The organism is Chryseobacterium sp. 2P (assembly GCF_059579425.1).
The window spans coordinates 4,082,736-4,102,267 of record NZ_CM184194.1 but is presented as its reverse complement, the minus strand read 5'-3'; the positions used below and the strand labels follow the sequence as shown (position 1 = coordinate 4,102,267).

15 protein-coding genes and 1 riboswitch are annotated in these 19,532 nt (G+C 37.2%); of the genes, 14 read left to right on the top strand and 1 reads right to left on the bottom strand.

Going from position 1 to position 19,532, the window contains the following annotated elements:
• The first annotated feature begins 22 nt into the window (after positions 1–22).
• From AC52CF_RS18655 to AC52CF_RS18620, 8 genes are all read left to right on the top strand, one after another.
• Entirely contained in the window at positions 23–1,006 is a 984-nt protein-coding gene (locus AC52CF_RS18655) for a stage II sporulation protein M (RefSeq protein ID WP_214588375.1), read from the top strand.
• Positions 993–1,952 (top strand): DUF4013 domain-containing protein, encoded by a 960-nt coding sequence (locus AC52CF_RS18650; RefSeq protein ID WP_214588376.1) that lies wholly within the window; start codon positions 993–995, stop codon positions 1,950–1,952. Before AC52CF_RS18655 ends, AC52CF_RS18650 begins: the two co-directional genes overlap by 14 nt.
• The gene (locus tag AC52CF_RS18645) at positions 1,945–2,736 is read left to right on the top strand and encodes a DUF4129 domain-containing protein (protein WP_290266029.1); all 792 of its coding nucleotides are present in this window, start codon (positions 1,945–1,947) and stop codon (positions 2,734–2,736) included. The genes AC52CF_RS18650 and AC52CF_RS18645 overlap by 8 nt, the downstream gene beginning before the upstream one ends.
• A 12-nt stretch (positions 2,737–2,748) precedes the next feature.
• Positions 2,749–3,906: a DUF4350 family protein gene (locus AC52CF_RS18640; RefSeq protein ID WP_214588378.1), complete on the top strand. Its 1,158-nt coding sequence runs from the start codon at positions 2,749–2,751 to the stop codon at positions 3,904–3,906.
• A 90-nt stretch (positions 3,907–3,996) separates the two neighbouring features.
• The gene (locus AC52CF_RS18635) at positions 3,997–5,028 is read left to right on the top strand and encodes an AAA family ATPase (protein WP_214588379.1); all 1,032 of its coding nucleotides are present in this window, start codon (positions 3,997–3,999) and stop codon (positions 5,026–5,028) included.
• A 59-nt stretch (positions 5,029–5,087) separates the two neighbouring features.
• Complete coding sequence (locus tag AC52CF_RS18630; protein WP_214588380.1) at positions 5,088–6,410, top strand: DUF58 domain-containing protein; 1,323 nt, start codon at positions 5,088–5,090, stop codon at positions 6,408–6,410.
• A gap of 67 nt (positions 6,411–6,477) precedes the next feature.
• Positions 6,478–7,194, top strand: a complete 717-nt coding sequence (locus AC52CF_RS18625) for a phosphodiester glycosidase family protein (RefSeq protein ID WP_214588381.1) — start codon at positions 6,478–6,480, stop codon at positions 7,192–7,194.
• An 8-nt stretch (positions 7,195–7,202) separates the two neighbouring features.
• A complete protein-coding gene (locus AC52CF_RS18620; RefSeq protein ID WP_214588382.1) occupies positions 7,203–7,628 on the top strand; it encodes an OsmC family protein in 426 nt (141 codons plus the stop codon).
• 80 nt (positions 7,629–7,708) lie between these two features.
• Here AC52CF_RS18620 and AC52CF_RS18615 read toward each other — a convergent pair whose 3' ends face one another.
• On the bottom strand, positions 7,709–10,324 hold the full coding sequence (locus AC52CF_RS18615) for an MGH1-like glycoside hydrolase domain-containing protein (RefSeq protein WP_214588383.1): 2,616 nt from the start codon (positions 10,322–10,324) through the stop codon (positions 7,709–7,711).
• A 188-nt stretch (positions 10,325–10,512) separates the two neighbouring features.
• Positions 10,513–10,620: riboswitch (SAM riboswitch) on the top strand.
• A gap of 56 nt (positions 10,621–10,676) precedes the next feature.
• Here AC52CF_RS18615 and AC52CF_RS18610 point away from each other — a divergent pair.
• The 6 genes from AC52CF_RS18610 to metH all read left to right on the top strand — a co-directional run bounded on the left by AC52CF_RS18610 (position 10,677) and on the right by metH (position 19,488).
• Entirely contained in the window at positions 10,677–11,624 is a 948-nt protein-coding gene (locus AC52CF_RS18610; RefSeq protein ID WP_375180821.1) for an alpha/beta fold hydrolase, read from the top strand.
• Positions 11,617–13,161: an ACT domain-containing protein gene (locus tag AC52CF_RS18605; RefSeq protein ID WP_375180822.1), complete on the top strand. Its 1,545-nt coding sequence runs from the start codon at positions 11,617–11,619 to the stop codon at positions 13,159–13,161. The genes AC52CF_RS18610 and AC52CF_RS18605 overlap by 8 nt, the downstream gene beginning before the upstream one ends.
• A 219-nt stretch (positions 13,162–13,380) precedes the next feature.
• Positions 13,381–14,547 carry an O-succinylhomoserine sulfhydrylase gene (locus AC52CF_RS18600; RefSeq protein WP_375180823.1) on the top strand — a complete coding sequence of 389 codons (1,167 nt, stop codon included), beginning with the start codon at positions 13,381–13,383 and terminating at the stop codon, positions 14,545–14,547.
• A 90-nt stretch (positions 14,548–14,637) separates the two neighbouring features.
• Complete coding sequence (locus AC52CF_RS18595; protein ID WP_214588387.1) at positions 14,638–15,648, top strand: homocysteine S-methyltransferase family protein; 1,011 nt, start codon at positions 14,638–14,640, stop codon at positions 15,646–15,648.
• Positions 15,649–15,731: 83 nt separating this feature from the next.
• On the top strand, positions 15,732–16,823 hold the full coding sequence (locus tag AC52CF_RS18590) for a fatty acid desaturase family protein (protein WP_214588388.1): 1,092 nt from the start codon (positions 15,732–15,734) through the stop codon (positions 16,821–16,823).
• Positions 16,824–16,827: 4 nt separating this feature from the next.
• Complete coding sequence (gene metH / locus AC52CF_RS18585) at positions 16,828–19,488, top strand: methionine synthase (RefSeq protein WP_214588389.1); 2,661 nt, start codon at positions 16,828–16,830, stop codon at positions 19,486–19,488.
• Positions 19,489–19,532 lie beyond the last annotated feature (44 nt).

The window sequence follows — 19,532 nt, the reverse complement described above, 5'->3', positions numbered from 1 at the left end:
TTATTATTTTAGCCTTACAATTATGAGAGAAGTTTATTTCATTAAACAAAATAAAGAAAAATGGTTGGGAATCGAACAGGTTATTCAGGGGAAAATTAAAAAAAATCCTGATGATCTCTCTTCGCTGTACATCAACCTCGTTAACGACCTTTCTTTTGCACAGACGTATTACCCGAAAAGTAATACCACGGTTTATCTTAACCATTTGTCTGCACAGATCTTCCAGAAAATTTATAAAACCAAAAGGGTAGAAGAAAACAGATTTCTGCATTTCTTCAAAACCGAAGTTCCTTTGCTGGTGTACCAGTACAGAAGATATTTGGGATATGCTTTTTTGTTTTTTACTTTATTTACGTTAATCGGTCTGCTTTCCGGAATTTACGATAAAGATTTTGCCAAAGTTATTCTGGGTGAAGAATATGTGAACCAGACGATTGAAAACATTAAGGCAGGAAATGCGGTAGGAGTTTACCAGAGCGGTTCTACATGGGGAAGTACAATCGGGATTATTTTCAACAATATAAAAGTTGGTGCAAGACTGTATATCTACGGAATTGCAGGCGGAGTGGGAACGCTTTGGGCATTGCTGAACAACAGCGTGATGCTCGGTTCTTTCCAGTATTTCTTTTACGATTACGGCGCACTGAAGGACAGCGCAAGAGGAATCTGGCTTCATGGAGTTTTTGAAATCTTTGCGATGGTAGTGGAAGCGATGTGCGGTCTTATTCTGGGAGCCTCTATTTTATTCCCTAAAACACTGTCGAGATTTAATTCTTTCAAAATCGGATTTAAAGATTCATTCAAAATATTCCTGAGTACGGTTCCTTTCACCATCTGTGCAGGAATTATTGAGGGATATGTAACAAGACACGCCCTGAAAATGCCTTTAATTTTAAATTTAATTATTATTTTCGGGTCTTTGGCAATCATCGGGTTTTACTACTGTATTTATCCGTCTGTTGTCAGCAAAAAAATTAATAACCAGATTCAGGATGCAGTTTTATAAAAAAAGAGATTTCGGAAGTTTCATCAGCGATACTTTTGCTTTTTTCAAATTATACGGTAAGAATTATTTTAAAAATTTTATTCTGCTGAACGGCTTGCTGCTTATTTTAACCGTCGTTGTGATGGTGGTAGGATTCAGAGAATTCTTTGGAGCCATTTTCGGATCGAATATGAGCGGACAAAGCTATTATTTTGAACAGTATTTTCAGGATAATTTAGGACTGATTATGATTGCTGGAATTGTACTTTTTGTACTTTCCACAGCTCTAATGACGGTTAATCTGCTTTTTCCTGTATTTTATATGAAAAGAGTTGCGGAAGGACATAAAGAAATAAAAACAGACGATATCATCAGTGATTTTAAAGTGAATTCTAAAAAAGTTTTCATTGCCTATTTCGGACTTACCTTTTTGGTAATGCCTGTTGCAACGGCTATTTTTGGATTTTCTTATCTGTTGGTATTTTTTTTCATTGGAATTTTTCTGCTGCTTTTTATCCTGCCGAATTTATTCAGTATTATCACTTTTCTCTGCTACGATTATTTTAACGGAAATAAAGGTTTTTTCGAAAGCCTCAGTTATGCTATAAGATCTCAGTTTTCTTATCCTAATGGCAGAGAAAAATCTCCCTATTGGAAATATTGGGGAGCAACCATTATTTTGGGACTGCTTTTTTATATTGTAAGCGGATTTTTATCCGGAGTTCCGATGGTTTTATACATTCTTAAACTTTCAACAACCGCTCCGGATGCGAATTTTGAACAGAATCCTTTCTCCGGAAATTTCGGAATTGTTATATTCTTTATCTACGGACTTTCAACATTGGTTTCAACCATATTAATGAATGTTCTGTATGTAAATTCAGGATTGATGTATTACGACAGCCGCACCGATCTTCATCAGAAAATGGAACTGGCAGAAATAGAAACAATAGGAAATAATGAATAGGCTTCTTCTTTTACTGCTTTTTTTCAGCTTCGGAACTGTTTTTTCTCAGCAGGACGATCTGCCTCCTGAAGGAGCTGTTTTTCTGGACTCGATAGAAACGGGACATTATAGGAATATGTACCGTGCAGATTCTGTATTGTATAAAAATCCAGTAACGGAAAACACCGTTTATCCTAAAAAATTTAAAGACAACATCCCTTCAAGATACAAAGACAAAGATTTCGATTATACTACGGTAAAACCCAGAATGTCTTTCGGGCAGAAGCTGATGAAGAAGCTCGCAGAATTATTAGACAGTATTTTCGGGGAAACCGTATTTACAAAATCCGGAAATTTCGCAGGGATTTTAATGCGTCTTTTTGTGATTGTTCTTGTTGGCTTCCTGCTGTATTTTATTATTAAATATCTCATCGGGAACGGCGGAATTTCATTCTTCGGAAAGAAAAACCGGAAAGTGGATATCCGCGAAGAAGAACTTCATGAAAATATTCACGAAATTAATTTCCCGGAAAGTATTCTAAAATTTGAAAAATCGGGGGATTTCCGTTCAGCAGTGCGTTATCAGTTTTTATTTGTCTTAAAAAAATTAAGCGATAAGAAACTCATCGTCTGGAATCCGGAAAAAACCAATAAAGATTATGCGGCAGAGCTGAAAGCACCGCACTTAAAAGAAAGTTTTTACGATCTTGCCTATATTTTCGATTATGTCTGGTACGGAGAATTCTCTATTGATGAAGAAAACTACCTGAAATTTAAAAACCAATATCAATCCTTTAAACCGTAATTAATTGTTATCATGAACAAAACTTTCAAAATATATGCTGTAATCTTCGTCGTGGTGATGATTATTCTGGCGTTGTTTGAAGTCAACAAAACAGAAAGTACGGATTGGAGGAAGAATTTCAAGACTTACCAGAAATCACCGTTCGGATTGTATGTTTTTAATAACGAGATCAAAGATCTTTTTAAGAATAAAGTTAAAAAAATAGATCAGACTCCTTACGATTATTATACACAGAATAAAGAAAAAGGCAGTCATAATATCCTTGTCATTGAGCATGAAGTAGATACAGAATCGTGGAATAAGATTCTGGAAGAAGTTTCCAAAGGTTCCAACGCGATGTTGATTATCAGCGAAATGCCGAAAGAAATTTCCGACAGCATCGGTTATTATGATTCTATGATTTCTTTTCGGGACGAAAATGTTTTAAAACTTACCGACACGAAATACCAGAACGATTTCATTAAACTGGATAAATTTCCATCCGGAAGAGGTTTTACTTTCATTAAACCGGGATCTGAAGTCTTGGGAAAAACGGTAGAAAAAAATAATGACGATCAGGCAAATTTTATTAAAGTAAAATTCGGGGAAGGTTATTTTTACGTTCATTGCGAACCGCTTTTTATTACCAATTACTATCTTCTGAAACCCGGAAATGTAAAATATGCACAGGACGTTTTTTCTTATCTGGATGATAAAGAAACATTGTTGTTTCTGGAAAGCAATTCGAAATCTTCGCAGTTTCTGCTGAGGTTTATCCTTTCAAACCCAGCTTTAAAGTACGCGTGGTGGGTTCTTCTGGGCGGTCTGGCTTTGTTTATTTTCTTTAATGCCAAAAGAAAGCAGCGCATTGTCCCTATTGTGGAACCGCTGAAAAATAACTCGATGGATTTTGTGAAAAGTATCGGAAATCTTTATCTTCAGGAAGGCGATTTTCATGACATGATGTCGAAAAAAGCACAGTATTTCCTGAACAAAGTAAGAATGGATCTCCTTATCGATACCCAGAAATTAGATGAAGAATTTGCAAAAAAACTCCATCTGAAAACCGGAAAACCAACGGAAATGATTGATGAAGCCATTGGGCTGATTAAAAAAGGACAGGATCCTTATGCGCACGTAATGAAGGAAGATCTTGTGAGAATGAATAAAATTTTGGATGAAATTATTTAAAAAAATGTAACAATCTGAAAATACAACAGTGTTGTAATTCTCAAGGTACTTGGTAATTGGATACACTGTTCTATTGATAAATTATAGGATATGGAAAACTTTGAAAACCCAAATATAGAAAACGAATTTTCTATCAGCTTAGATAAAAAAGAAGATCAGTTTCAGTCGAGAATCGATATGATCGAGCTTCGTACAAGTCTTGAAAAAGTAAAAGCCGAAATTGCAAAAGTAATCGTTGGTCAGGAAAACATGGTGGAACATCTTTTGGCGGCACTTCTTTCGAACGGTCACGTTCTTATTGAAGGTGTTCCCGGCGTTGCAAAAACCATCACGGCAAAATTACTGGCAAAAACCATTGATGTAGGATTCAGCAGAATTCAGTTTACACCCGATCTCATGCCTTCCGATATTTTGGGAACCTCTGTTTTCAGCGTAAAAAATTCTGAATTTGAATTTAAAAAAGGACCTATTTTTTCTAATTTCATCCTGATTGACGAGATCAACCGATCTCCGGCAAAAACTCAGGCAGCTTTGTTTGAAGTGATGGAAGAAAGGCAGATCACGATGGACGGAACCCGCTATCCGATGGAAGAACCTTTCCTTGTGGTGGCAACCCAGAACCCGATTGAGCATGAAGGAACATACAGACTTCCGGAAGCCCAGCTTGACCGTTTTCTGTTTAAAATAAATGTGGGTTATCCGAATTTGGAGCAGGAAATTGCCATTATCAGAAATCAGCACGAAAGCAAGCAGGAGGATAAAACAGAGGTTGTTAACGAATTGATTACTGCACAGCAACTGAAAAATTATCAGCATCTGGTAAAAGAGATCATTGTTGAATCTCAGTTGATGGAGTACATCGCTAAAATTATCATCAACACCAGAGAAAACCAGTTTCTATATTTAGGAGCTTCTCCGAGAGCGAGTCTGGCTTTGTTAACCGCATCAAAAGCATTTGCAGCTTTAAGAGGACGAGATTTCGTAACGCCGGAAGACATTAAAGAAGCCAGTTATGCCGTTCTGAGACACAGAGTCATCGTATCGCCGGAAAGAGAAATGGAAGGCCTTACCGCAGACGAAATTATCAGACAGATTTTAGAGGGAATAGAGATTCCGAGATAGAAATTGGTTGTTAGTTGAAAGTTGATGGCTTTCAGCTAATATCCTGCTGAATATTGTTCATGAAAAACTTATACCTCAATACACGCTTTTTCTTCACGCTCATCGGAGTGGGGATTCTGTATGTTCTCGCTTTTTTCTTTCCGTTACTCATGTGGGTAGCGCACATCGTTTTGCTTCTGGTTTTTTTGGCGGCAATGGTGGATTATCTTTTTGTTTTCAACAGGAAAGAAGGAATTTCCGCGCAAAGAATTTTGCCAGAAAAATTATCCAATGGTGATGAAAATCCCGTAAAAGTTGATATTAAAAACAACTATGCTTTCAAAATCAATGTCAAAGTAATTGACGAAATTCCGTTTCAGTTTCAGAAGAGAGATTTTTTAATCGAAAAACAGATAGAACCGGGAAGAAATATATTTTTTCAATATATTCTGGAGCCAAAGGAAAGAGGAGAGTACAATTTCGGCAGTTTAAATGTGTACGTTTCTTCTCCTTTAGGTTTTGTCGCAAAACGGTTTAATTTTCAGAAAGATGCCAATTTACCGGCTTATCCGTCATTTATTCATCTAAGAAAATATGAACTGATGGCTTTGCAGAGTGAATTTCTGTTGGGCGGAATCAAGAAAATCCGAAAACTGGGACATACGATGGAGTTTGAACAGATTAAAGAATATGTTCCGGGAGATGACATCAGAACGATCAACTGGAAAGCCACTTCCAAAACAAACCGATTGATGGTTAATCAGTTTCAGGACGAAAAATCACAACGTATTTTTATGCTGATTGATAAAGGACGTACGATGAAGATGCCTTTCAAAGGACTGAGTCTTTTGGATTATTCAATTAATGCAACAATGGCTTTATCCCACATCATTCTGAAAAAAGGCGACCGCGCCGGAATGATGACTTTTTCGAAAAAAACTGAAAATAAAATTGCGGCAGAAAATAAATCGGGACAGCTTAGAAAAATTTCGGAAGCGCTTTATAACATCAAAACCGATTTCTTTGAGAGTGATTTTAACAGGTTGTATCAGGATGTAAAATATTCGCTGAATCAGAGAAGTTTGATTCTTTTATTTACAAATTTTGAAACGTTGGATGGCTTAAACCGTCAGTTAAAATATCTTCGCGGAATTGCTAAAAACCATTTACTCGTCGTGGTTTTTTTCAAAAATTCAGAATTGCAGACGTTGATTCATAAAAATCCTGAAAGTATGCAGGAAGTATACGACGAAATCATCGCCGAAAAATTTGAGTTTGAAAAGAAACTGATCATTCAGGAACTCCGCAAATACGGAATTTACACAGTGTACACTTTACCGGAAAATCTGAATATTGATGTCATCAATAAATATCTGGAAATTAAAGCGAGAGGGATTTTGTAATTTTTAAATAAGGATCTCATTTTAAAATGAACCGCAAAATTTACAAATGATTTAAGCAAATTTATAAATGAGAAAAATTGCATTGTTCATAGTATGTATCTGTTGTTTTTTATCCTGCGACAAGAAAATAAAACAAGAGGATGATTTTGTCATTTTTAAAGTAAATTCTAAAATACAAAATGTCGCTTTTTACTGGAAAGATGATAACGGAACAATTCTTAAAAGCATTGCTCATTTAAAGAATAAAACAGAGCAGGAAAATAAAGAATTAATATTTGCCATGAACGGCGGAATGTTTGAACCCAATAACTTTCCCAAAGGATTGTATATTGAAAATTTTAAAATCCTGAATAAAACAGATACTTTATCTGGCAAAGGAAATTTTTATCTCCCTCCTAACGGAATATTTTATCTCACAAAAAATAATGAAGCTGAAATTGTTGAAACAAAAGCTTTTAGGAACAATCCTGAAATAAAATACGCAACACAATCCGGACCGATATTGCTGATTGACGGAGAGATAAATCCAATATTTAAAAAAGATTCAAAAAATATCAACATCAGAAATGGAGTCGGAATTCTAAATGATGGAAATATAGTTTTAATAATGTCTAAAAAAGAGGTTAATTTTTATAATTTTGCTTCCGTATTTAAAGAATCAGGCTGTACAAAAGCTTTGTATCTTGATGGCTTCGTTTCCAGAACCTATTGCCCCGAACAGCAATGGACGCAGGAAGACGGAAACTTCGGAGTCATGATCGGGGTTACCACATCTAAAAAATAAATTTAAAAATGAAAATATCACTTAACCGAATCAACGACGATTTTTTATTTGAATGTACCAATTCTCAGGGAAATTCAATTCTTTTGGATAATACAACACAACCCGGCGCAAAAGGCGTTTCTCCGATGGAAAGTGTTCTGATGGCAGTTGCGGGATGCAGCGGAATAGACGTTGTTTCTATTCTGAAAAAACAGAGACAGGAAATCACTGATTTTAAAGCAGAAGTAGAAGGCGAAAGAATTCCAGTAGATGATGCAAAACCTTTCAAATCGATAAAAGTTAAATTTCTTCTGGAAGGACATATTGATCCTAAAAAAGCGCAGAAAGCAGCCCAGTTGTCTTTCGAGAAATACTGCTCGGTTTCCAAAACACTGGAACCGAATGTGGAAATAGGGTATGAGGTTTTTGTAAATGGCGAAAGTGTAAAAGATTAGATTGAGCTAAGTTCAATAAAAAAAGAGAGGCTGTCCTAAAAGTTTGGGCAGCCTCTTTTAAATTTATTATCAAACCTCCATTACATCAATAGTCTTGGCTTCAAAAGCTTTGCAACCGTAGCAGTCCATCCTGTCTGGTGAGACGCTCCTACGCCGCGTCCGTTGTCTCCGTGAAAATATTCGAAAAAGGTAATGTAATCTTTAAAATTTTCATCATAATTAAACTTCGCATTTCCTCCGTTGAAAGCACGTTCTCCATTCTCGTCTTTTAGAAAGATAGAACAAAGTCTGTTACTGATATCGTGAGCGACCTCATCAAGATTTTTCTTATCACCGCTTCCCGTAGGCAATTCTACTTTCATGCTGTTTCCGTAGTAGAAATGGAATCTCTGTAAACTTTCAACAATCAGAAAATTGATCGGAAACCAGATCGGACCACGCCAGTTGCTGTTTCCCCCGAACATTCTGCTGTCGCTTTCTGCAGGAGTATAATACACAATATTTTCGGTGCCATGAACAGAAAATTTAAAAGGATTATCCTCATATACTTTCGACATTGCACGGATTCCGTATTGGCTTAAAAATTCTTTCTCATCAAGCATTCTGGTCAAAACTTTTGTCAGACGGTTTTTCCTCAGAATACTCATCAGGTGCTTTCTCCCATGGCCTTCTTCTTCCCAGTGCGAAACAAGTTTCGTAAGTTCAGGTTTGTTTTTCAGAATCCAATCCATTCTTGTGGTAAAGTTGGGCATTTTATCCAACAGATGATGATCGATAATTTCCACAGCAAACATAGGAATCAATCCCACAATACTTCTCAGTTTCAGGGAAACACTGTCGCCGTTCCCAAGCTGAAGCACATCATAGAAAAAGCCGTCTTCTTCATTCCATAGCCCTTTTGTTCCTTCCCCCAGATTTTCCATGGCTTCGGCAATATAGAGATAATGCTCAAAGAATTTAATCGCCATATCTTCATACACCTGATAATATTGTGCGAGTTCCATGGCAATTCGCATCATATTCAGAGCGTACATTGCCATCCAGCTAGTTCCGTCCGCCTGCTCCAGATGCTGTCCGTCTTTTAACACCATATTCCGGTCAAAAGCCCCGATGTTATCAAGCCCTAGAAAACCGCCTCCGAAAATATTTTTTCCATTTTTATCTTTTCGGTTTACCCACCATGTGAAATTCAATAGTAATTTCTGAAAAACCTTTTCCAAAAATAAAAGATCCGGTTTTCCGTTTTGTTTTTCATCAATTTTAAATACACGGAAACATGACCACGCATGAACGGGCGGGTTTACATCACTCAGGTTCCATTCATAAGCAGGAAGCTGTCCGTTCGGATGCATATACCATTCTTTAGTTAATAAAAGAAGCTGTCCTTTCGCAAATTCAGCATCAATAATGGCAAACGGAACACAATGGAAGGCAAGATCCCATGTCGCATACCAAGGATATTCCCATTTATCAGGCATCGAAATGATGTCTTTATTGTGCATATGATTCCACTCTGTATTTCGGACATAATGGTTGAAGTTTCTCGGAGCTTCAAAATTCGGATCGCCTTTCAGCCATTTGCCGACATTATAGTGATAAAACTGCTTGTTCCACAATAGTCCGGCAAAAGCCTGTCTTTGCACATTTTTTTCATCATCACTGGTTACATCATTCTGTATTTCATCATAAAATTCATCCGCTTCAGAAATTCTGTTTCTAAAGATCTCATCAAAATCATAAAACGGATTATCCAGTTCATTAGGAGATAATCTGAAATCAAATGTTTTCGATTGTCCTGCCTCAATAACTTCATCAATTAAAAAAGAGGCTTTGGTTCCTCTCTTTTCAGGATTTACGGTATTGCTCCCGTATGTAATGTAATCGTTGATTCCGTCTTTGTAAAAAGAATTTCCCGGATAAGGCGTTCCGTATAATTTCGGACTGTTGGTTTCATTATCACAGAAAACACTTTCCGCCAGAATATTTCTTGAATAAAACTTTTTAACCGAAATACTGTCATGATTTACATTGATGCAGCCTTCGTGAGAAGCATTGATTTGCCCTTTATAGGTATTATAGCCCCATTTCCAGTTATTTCTGAACCATACCATGGGAGCAACTATAATCGGAGCATCTTTATTACTCCTGTTGCAGACAGTTACCCTCACTAAAATATCATTATGTTCAGCCTTTGCATATTCAATGAAAATATCAAAATATTCATCCTTATCGAAAATACCGGTATCGAAAATCTCGTATTCGGGTTCCTTCTTACTTCTTTTCGCATTCTCGGAAAGAAGATCATTATAAGGAAATTCATTAATCGGATATTTGTACACCATTTTCATATAACTGTGCGTAGGTGTATTATCCAGATAGTAAAAGAGTTCTTTAATGTCTTCTCCATGATTTCCCTGCGGATTGCTCAAACCAAAGAAGCGTTCTTTCACCATTTTATCCTTCTTGTTCCAAAAGGAGAGCGCAAAACAGAAGAGTTGCTTTGCATCAGAAATTCCGGCTATTCCTTCTTCTCCCCAGCGGTAGGCATAGCTTTCTGCAGTATTGTGGTTGGCGAAATTCCATGCGTCGCCGTTCGGGCTGTAGTCTTCACGTACATTTCCCCATTGCCGATTACTCACGTAAGGTCCCCAGTTTTTCCAGTTTGTGTCTTGTAATCTTTGTTTTTCAGCAATCATATTTCATCATTTTTCATTACGAAGTTAGCTTTTTTACGAAAAAATTCCAACTCATTAAATTTGAATTATTATTAATATTTCCCTGAAAGCCTTCTGTTTATCGGGGTTTATCATATTAAGTTAAATTTTTATAAATATTTAAAAGAAAAGTTTTATCTTTGCACCATTCGATCATTCAAATATTGAAAATGTTATCAAGAAAGGTTGAGGGATTAGACCCTGTGAAACCTTAGCAACCCTTTGCGCAGGCAATGAAGGTGCTACGTTCTACCAGAATTATTTTGGACAGATAACTCACTGAAGTTCTTTCAGCCATTTCCTGTGGCATTTTCAATTGTATTAAATAATAGAATTGAAAACAGAACTAAGACATATTAACTTTTCGTACCGTACAGATTCCAGGAAGGAATACAATATCCCTTTGAGCTACCAGCTTTTCGGGAAAGACCTGTTTTCTGCCCCAATCATTTTAGTGAATCATGCTTTAACCGGAAATTCAAATGTTTCAGGAGAAAAAGGATGGTGGAAACAACTGATTGGAGAACATCAGGTAATCGATACCGACCAATATACAGTTCTGTGCTTCAATATTCCCGGAAACGGATTTGATGATTTTTTTATTGATGAATATGAAGATTTCACGCCTTCAGATATAGCAAACATATTTTTGAAAGGTCTTGAAATTTTAAATATTAAAAGTTTACACGCCATTATAGGAGGTTCTTTGGGAGGCGGAATCGGCTGGGAAATGTTGATAAAACAGCCTCATCTTACCGAAATTTTCATCCCTGTAGCCTGCGATTTTAAAACCCACGACTGGCTGTATGCACAATGTCTGGTTCAGAAATTTTTATTAAACCAAAACGATGAACCATTGCAAAAAGCAAGAATTCATGCGATGTTGTGTTACAGAACTCCTGAATCATTAAATAACAGATTTCAAAACAGATACAGTGAAGAAAAGCAGAGACTAGAGTCGGAAGACTGGCTTGTTTATCACGGAAAAGCTTTAAACGAAAGATTTAGTTTAAAATCATACAAGCTCATGAATCATTTGCTGATGAACATCAATACCAATGAAGAACATTTGGAAAAAATTCAGGCGCGAATGCACATGATCTCTGTAGATACAGATTTATTTTTCCCAGCCTCAGAAATCCGAAAGTGCTTTGAAAAACTGAAAGAGAAAAACAAAGATGTCTTCTATCACGAGATCACCTCAGTTCATGGGCACGATGCCTTCTTAATGGAATATAAACAATTAAATACGATCATTAAAAATATTTTGAAAAATGAGTAAGATTAATGCTAAAGAAATAAAATTTTTAAAAAACAGATCCATCATCAAATTTGAAGGAGAAGATTTCTTAGGTGAAATCGGGATCGACGGACGAATTTTTAAAGCGTTGACTTTGGCGCGAATCAGCGTAGGAGTAATTTCCCAACAGGCAATTGAAAACGGAATCTCTATTTTAGTTCATGAAAATGATTCCGAAAAAGCAGTCAATTGTCTGATTGACGAATTTGAATCAGAAAGAAAATCAGGGAAAGTTTCCCAGATTTACAGCATCAATAATGTGTCGGTTTTAGGATTTGTTGCAGAAGACTTCAACAAAGTTTTAGCGGAACTCGCAAGAAATAATGTTTTCCCGTTGCTTTTAAACCAAATTGCAGCCGAAAAACGTGTGAATGTCGTTGTGACATCTTCACAGGACGAAAAAGCAAAAAATATCATCGAATCTGAAATTTCTAAAAAACCGAAAACCGTTCATCTGGCAATTATCGGTCACGGAAACGTAGGGAAAACCTTAATACAGCAGGTTTTAGAATCTTCAGAAGAAATTAAAAGACGAAAAAAAATAGATCTGAAAGTAGTTGCAGTTGCCAATTCTAGAAAAATAGCCTTCAACAAAAAAGGATTCGACAGCAATTGGAATGATGAGGTTTTAACGGCAGAAAAACCTTCAAATGTTCAGGAACTCATTAATTTCTCCAAAGAAAATCAGTTGGAAAATTTAATCGTTGTGGATAACACAGCAAGCAAAGACTTCGTAAAAAATTACCACACATTGGCAGAAAACGGCTTCGATCTCGTTTCTTCCAACAAAATTTTCAACACCCTTCCCATTTCAGAATACCGTCAACTAAGATATACGTTGAACAAGAACAACAGACGCTATCTCTATGAAACCAATGTGGGAGCGGGTTTACCATTGATCGATACCATTAAGCTTCTACACCTTTCAGGAGAAAATATTACCAGAATTAAAGGCGTTTTCTCGGGAACATTAAGCTATGTTTTCAATAATTTTTCTTTGAGAGACGACAAGTTTTCCACCATCATCAATGAAGCGTTGGAAAAAGGATATACAGAACCCGATCCGAGAGAAGACCTGTCAGGAAACGATGTGGCAAGAAAGTTATTGATTTTAGCTAGAGAATTAGACTTAATCAACGAATTTGAAGATATCAAAATTCAGAATCTGGTTCCGGAAAGTCTGCTTTCTGTTTCTAAGTCAGAATTCCTTTCAAGACTGGACGAATTAGATGCGGAATATCAGAAAATCAAAGAAAATCAGGAAGAAGGACACGTTTTAAGATATGTGGGAGATCTTCACGGAGATTTGCAGAAAGAAAAAGGAGAACTCGATGTGAAATTAATTTCCGTTCCGGCAACTTCCGCGTTAGGACAGTTAAAAGGCTCAGACTCAATCTTCGAAATCTACACCGAAAGTTACGGTGAAAACCCAATCGTCATCATGGGAGCTGGCGCCGGCGCAATTGTCACAGCGAGAGGCGTTTTCGGAGACATTTTAAGAGTAAGTGAAACAAAATAAAAGAACCTAGGAACCCGAAGGGTTCAATATTAATAGCCGTAGGTAGAACCTATGGAACGAAATAAAACAGTTCCAATATTAGTAGCCGCAGGTAAAAACCTATGGAACAAAATAAAACAACGTTTAAACCCGAAGGGTTCAATATTAATAGCCGTAGGTAAAACCTATGGAATGAAATAATAAAAATAACCGTAAATAAAACCTACGGAAAATATAGAAATGGAAAACGAAAATTTTGAAACCTTTGCCATAAGAACCCAGACTGAAAGAACCCAGTTTGATGAGCATTCAACCCCTTTGTATCTCACATCCAGTTTTATTTTTCAGGATGCGGAAGACATGAGAGCGAGCTTTGCGGAAGAAAAACCAAAAAATTTATACAGCCGTTTTTCCAATCCGAACGTAACAGAATTTACCGATAAAATTGCCAAAATGGAAGGCGCAGAAGCAGGATATGCTTTTGCCACAGGAATGGCAGCGATTTACTCCACATTTGCGACTTTGTTAAATGCCGGAGATCATATTGTAAGCTGTCAGTCAGTTTTCGGATCAACGCATACTTTGTTCACAAAATATTTCCCGAAATGGAATATCGAAACAACCTATTTCAAAGCAGAAGATGCAGAAAATGTAGAAAAATATATTCAGCCCAATACAAAAATTTTATATCTGGAAACACCGACCAATCCTGCGATTGAAGTTTTGGATTTAGAATTTTTCGGACAGATTGCGAAGAAATACAACTTAATTTTCATTGTGGATAATTGCTTTGCAACACCTTATCTGCAACAGCCAATAAAATACGGAGCAGACATCGTGGTGCATTCCGCAACCAAATTAATTGACGGGCAAGGTCGTGTTTTGGGCGGAGTTGCAGTCGGAAGAGAAGATTTAATTCGTGAAATCTATCTTTTCGCCAGAAATACAGGACCTGCAATGTCGCCTTTCAACGCTTGGGTTTTGTCAAAAAGTTTGGAAACTTTAGCCATTCGTGTAGAAAAACATTGCGAGAACGCTTTAAAAGTAGCTGAGTTTCTTGAAAATCATCCAAATGTAGAACTGGTAAAATATCCGTTCTTAAAATCTCATCCAAGCTACGAAATTGCGAAAAAGCAGATGAAATTAGGCGGAAACATCGTTGCCTTCGAAATCAAAGGCGGAATTGAAGGCGGAAGAAACTTTTTAGATAAAATAAAAATGTGTTCCCTTTCCGCTAATTTGGGAGATACCAGAACCATTGTAACGCATCCTGCTTCTACAACACACTCTAAACTATCCGATGAAGAAAGAAACGAAGTCGGAATTACAGCCGGTCTGGTTCGTTGTTCGGTAGGTCTGGAAAATGTGGAAGATATCGTTGCAGATTTAAAACAGGCGTTGGATTAACAACGAACCCGAAGGGTTCAATAACAATAGCCGTAGGTAAAACCTATGGGAAAATATCAGCGAATTGATTCACGACGAAATAAATAATAAATGAAAAATTCAGAACAACTATACAAAGCATTATCCGAAAGAATTTTAATTCTCGACGGAGCGATGGGAACCATGCTTCAGCGGTATAAATTCGAAGAAGAAGATTACCGTGGCGAACGTTTCAAAAACTGGGAACATCCGGTAAAAGGAAACAATGATTTGTTGTCTTTAACGCAGCCTCAAGCAATAGAAGAAGTTCACAAAAAATATCTTGAAGCGGGAGCAGACATTATCGAGACCAATACATTTTCAGGAACAACCATTGCCATGGCAGATTATCACATGGAAGATCTCGTTTACGAACTGAATTACGAATCTGCAAAAATTGCAAGAAAAGCCTGCGACGAGTACACCGCGAAAAATCCGGATAAACCAAGATTTGTGGCAGGTTCTATCGGACCAACGAACAGAACGGCGAGTTTAAGTCCGGATGTAAACGATCCGGGTTATAGAGCAATCACATTTGAAGAATTAAGAGTTGCTTACAAACAACAGTGCGAAGCCTTATTAGACGGAGGATCAGATATTCTTTTGGTAGAAACCATTTTCGATACATTGAATGCAAAAGCAGCCCTTTTCGCTATTGATGAACTTCAGGACGAAAGAAATATCAAAATTCCGATCATGGTTTCAGGAACCATTACTGATGCTTCAGGAAGAACATTGAGCGGACAGACTGCGGAAGCATTTTTGATCTCAGTATCCCATTTAAATCTTTTAAGTGTAGGATTTAACTGCGCTTTGGGAGCAAACCAATTAACGCCTTATCTGGAAACACTGGCTCATAATTCAGAATTTGCTGTCTCAGCTTATCCGAATGCGGGTTTACCAAATGCTTTCGGGAAGTATGATGAAACTCCAGAAGATATGGCAGGACAGATTAAAGAATACGTGGAAAAAGGATTAATCAATATTATCGGAGGCTGCTGCGGAACAACGCCGGAACATATCAAGGCAATTGCAGATCTGGTTTCGCAATATCCGCCAAGAAAATTGAAAGAATTGGTCTGAAATAATAGAATTTTTTAATTAAATCAGGAAAAAAAGGAACAGTTTTTAATATTATCTTTAATTATCACACAAAATTAAATATAATGGAAAAACCTACTTACTTTAAAGATCCGCAGGATGCCAGATTATTTAATGAACTCAGAAAAAAAGTGAACCAAAGAGTAGAAGCCATTCCCGAAAACAGGGACATTTACATTCAGATCAAAGCGGTTATTCTGCCTTTGGTCTATTTTGGTTTATATGTCTTTGCACTTTTAAATGCAGATCAGTCTGGAGTTTATATCCTGAGTTTCATTCTGATGGGGCTTTCTCTGGTTTTAATTTATCTGAATTTAATTCACGAAGCTGCTCACAATAATATTTTTAAAAGTAAAAGACTGAACAGTCTGGTTTTACAGATTTTCGATTTTGTGGGAGCCAATTCCTACATCTGGAAGAAAAGACACATCTCAAGCCATCACGCATATCCGAATGTAGACGGTTGGGACACAGACATTGAGCAGAGCGGACTTTTACTAATTATTCCATGGATCAAAGCAAAAGGAATTCAGAAATACCAGCACCGCTTTTTCTTTCTGGTTTATCCTTTATATCTGTTCAACTGGATGTTTATCCGCGATTTCAGAGATTTTTTCGATAATGAAAGAGTGATCCTGAAAACGCAGGGAGCGATTCCGGTAAAAGAAAAAATTAAAATGGTGGCGTATAAACTGTTTTATTTTTTCTATCAGATTGCCGTTCCCGTTCTGTTTTTTAAAGTCTCTTTAGGCTTGGCTTTGGAAGCATGGTTTTTACAGGTAATTGCGGCGAGTATTTTTGCCCTTTTTGTCCTGTTGCCATTACATCCGCTTCCCGATAATGCCTTCCCGAAACTGGATGAGAAAAACGGACTTCCTTACAGTTGGCTTCATCATCAGTTTGAAGTCACCAACGATTTAAAAGAAAATAACTGGTTTGTGCGGAATATTTTGGGGAATTTCAACTTTCACGTTGCCCACCATCTTTTTCCGAATTACAGTTATGCTTATTATAATGAAATTACAGAAGAAATCGAACAGTTTGCCAAAGAACACAATCTGGGTTATAAACGGTTTCCGATTTTTACCGCTTTGGGCAAACATATCGATTTGCTGAAGCAAAATGCCAATAATGCATATTTTATTTTAGAAGAATAAATTGATGAAATATTTAAGATTATCGGGGCTTGAGCCTTTGATTATTACACCGGAAAGCAACTTTATCAACGTTGGAGAAAGAACCAATGTTGCCGGTTCAAAGAAATTTTTAAGATTAATAAAAGAAGAAAAGTTCGGGGAAGCGCTCGATATTGCACGGCATCAGGTTGAAGGCGGTGCGCAGATTCTCGACGTTAATTTTGACGATGGACTGATCGACGGAAAGGCTTCCATGATTAAATTTTTAAACCTGATTGCCTCAGAACCGGACATCGCAAGAATTCCTCTGATGATCGATTCTTCAAAATGGGAAATTCTGGAAGCAGGATTGCAGGTTGCACAGGGAAAATGTGTGGTTAATTCCATCAGCTTAAAAGGAGGTGAAGAAGAATTCATCAAACAGGCAAAAGCCATCAAAAGATACGGAGCCGCTGTGATCGTCATGGCTTTTGATGAGGTGGGACAAGCCGATACCTACGAACGCAGAATCGAAATATCAAAACGTTCCTATGATATTTTAGTGAATCGTTTAAATTTCCCTGCCGAAGATATTATTTTCGACTTAAATATTTTCCCTGTGGCAACAGGAATGGATGAACACCGCAGAAATGCCATCGATTTTATTGAAGCAACAAGATGGGTTCGTCAGAATCTTCCGTATGCATCCGTAAGTGGAGGAGTTTCCAATGTTTCGTTCTCGTTCCGTGGAAATGATACGGTAAGAGAAGCGATGCACTCGGTTTTCCTGTATCATGCGATTCAGGCAGGAATGAACATGGGAATTGTAAATCCTGCGATGCTGGAAGTTTATGATGAAATCAATAAAGAACTTCTGGAGCTTGTTGAAGATGTGATTCTCGATAAAAGAGAAGATGCTACAGAAAGACTTCTTGATTATTCTGAAAAACATAAATCCGTTAAGAAAGAAAAGTTTGAAGATTTAGAATGGAGAAATCATCCTTTGCAGGAAAGAATCACCCATGCTTTGGTAAAAGGAATCGACCGTTTTATCGAGGAAGATGTGGAAGAAGCAAGATTACAGGCAGAAAAACCGCTTCATGTGATTGAAATTAATTTAATGACCGGAATGGGCGTTGTCGGAGATCTGTTCGGAAGCGGAAAAATGTTCTTGCCACAGGTTGTAAAATCGGCGAGAGTGATGAAAAAAGCGGTGGCTTATTTACAGCCGTTCATCGAAGCAGAAAAAGACGGAACAAAACCAGCCAATGGAAAAATTTTGATGGCAACGGTAAAAGGAGATGTTCATGATATCGGAAAAAATATAGTAAGCGTTGTGTTAGGCTGTAACAACTACGAAATTGTAGATCTTGGCGTAATGGTTCCGGCTGAAAAAATTATTCAGACCGCGATTGAAGAGAAAGTCGATGTGATCGGACTTAGTGGGTTAATTACACCAAGTCTGGATGAAATGGTATACATCGCACAGGAACTGGAAAGACAGAATTTAAATTTCCCTTTGCTGATCGGTGGTGCAACGACATCAAAAGCGCATACTGCTGTAAAAATCGATTTAAAATATAAAAACGCAGTAGTTCACGTCAATGATGCTTCCAGAGCGGTAAACGTGGTAAGTTCATTATTGGGCGACCGAAATAAAGAATATGTTGATGATCTGAAAAGTGAATATTCTGAATTCCGTGAAAAGTTCCTGAACAGACAGGTGGAAAAAGACTACGTTTCTATTGAAGAAGCCAGAGAGAATAAGTTTAAAATCGACTGGGAAAATGAAGAAATTTTTACACCCAATCAGTTAGGAATTACCGTTGTTGAAAATCAGGATCTGAGAGAATTATTGCCTTTCATCGACTGGTCGCCGTTTTTCAGAAGCTGGGATCTTCATGGCAAATATCCGCAAATTTTAGAAGATGAGATTGTAGGAGCTCAGGCAAAAGAATTGTTCAAAGATGCTCAGGTGATCTTAAAAAGAATTTTGGATGAAAAGTTATTAACGGCAAAAGCTATTTTCGGAATTTTCAAAGCCAATTCCAACGAAACGGATGATATTTTAATTTTTGATGAAAACAACAATCAGAAAACGAAGTTCATTACTTTGAGACAGCAGGCTCAACGTTCAAAAGGGAAAGATTATCTGGCGTTAAGCGATTTTATTGCCCCTGAAAGTTCAGGAAAAACCGATTATATGGGAGCTTTCTGTGTAACAACTGGTTTCGGAACAGATGAACTGGCACAGGAATACGAAAAAGCAAATGACGACTACAACGCCATCATGGTAAAAGCTTTGGCAGACCGTTTTGCAGAAGCCTACGCAGAATTTTTACATAAAAAAGTGAGAACAGAATATTGGGGCTATGCCAATCAGGAAAATTTAACCAATGAAGAATTGATTGCTGAAAAGTATAAAGGAATTCGTCCCGCTCCGGGTTATCCTGCGTGTCCGGATCACTTGGAAAAACACGCAATCTGGGATTTACTAAAAGTGGAAGAAAATATCGGTGTTTACCTGACGGAAAGTTTAGCAATGTTCCCGACTGCTTCAGTTTCCGGATATTATTTCGGAAGTCCGCACGCCAAATATTTCGGATTGGGGAAAATCGCAGAAGATCAGCTGAAAGATTACTCCGTAAGAAAAGGAATTTCTTTGCAGGAAGCGAGAAAGTGGTTGAATCCTAATTTAGCAGATTAATTTTTCTATCATATAATTAAAGACAAAAAAATGATAATACATAA

Bases quoted from the DNA above. Each gene is read 5' to 3' on its own strand.
- AC52CF_RS18600 (WP_375180823.1), top strand. From the start codon at position 13,381: ATGGAAAACGAAAATTTTGAAACCTTTGCCATAAGAACCCAGACTGAA.
- AC52CF_RS18655 (WP_214588375.1), top strand. From the start codon at position 23: ATGAGAGAAGTTTATTTCATTAAACAAAATAAAGAAAAATGGTTGGGA.
- AC52CF_RS18650 (WP_214588376.1), top strand. From the start codon at position 993: ATGCAGTTTTATAAAAAAAGAGATTTCGGAAGTTTCATCAGCGATACT.
- metH (WP_214588389.1), top strand. From the start codon at position 16,828: ATGAAATATTTAAGATTATCGGGGCTTGAGCCTTTGATTATTACACCG.
- AC52CF_RS18595 (WP_214588387.1), top strand. From the start codon at position 14,638: ATGAAAAATTCAGAACAACTATACAAAGCATTATCCGAAAGAATTTTA.
- AC52CF_RS18630 (WP_214588380.1), top strand. From the start codon at position 5,088: ATGAAAAACTTATACCTCAATACACGCTTTTTCTTCACGCTCATCGGA.
- AC52CF_RS18620 (WP_214588382.1), top strand. From the start codon at position 7,203: ATGAAAATATCACTTAACCGAATCAACGACGATTTTTTATTTGAATGT.
- AC52CF_RS18635 (WP_214588379.1), top strand. From the start codon at position 3,997: ATGGAAAACTTTGAAAACCCAAATATAGAAAACGAATTTTCTATCAGC.
- AC52CF_RS18605 (WP_375180822.1), top strand. From the start codon at position 11,617: ATGAGTAAGATTAATGCTAAAGAAATAAAATTTTTAAAAAACAGATCC.
- AC52CF_RS18640 (WP_214588378.1), top strand. From the start codon at position 2,749: ATGAACAAAACTTTCAAAATATATGCTGTAATCTTCGTCGTGGTGATG.
- AC52CF_RS18625 (WP_214588381.1), top strand. From the start codon at position 6,478: ATGAGAAAAATTGCATTGTTCATAGTATGTATCTGTTGTTTTTTATCC.
- AC52CF_RS18615 (WP_214588383.1), bottom strand. From the start codon at position 10,324: ATGATTGCTGAAAAACAAAGATTACAAGACACAAACTGGAAAAACTGG.
- AC52CF_RS18590 (WP_214588388.1), top strand. From the start codon at position 15,732: ATGGAAAAACCTACTTACTTTAAAGATCCGCAGGATGCCAGATTATTT.
- AC52CF_RS18645 (WP_290266029.1), top strand. From the start codon at position 1,945: ATGAATAGGCTTCTTCTTTTACTGCTTTTTTTCAGCTTCGGAACTGTT.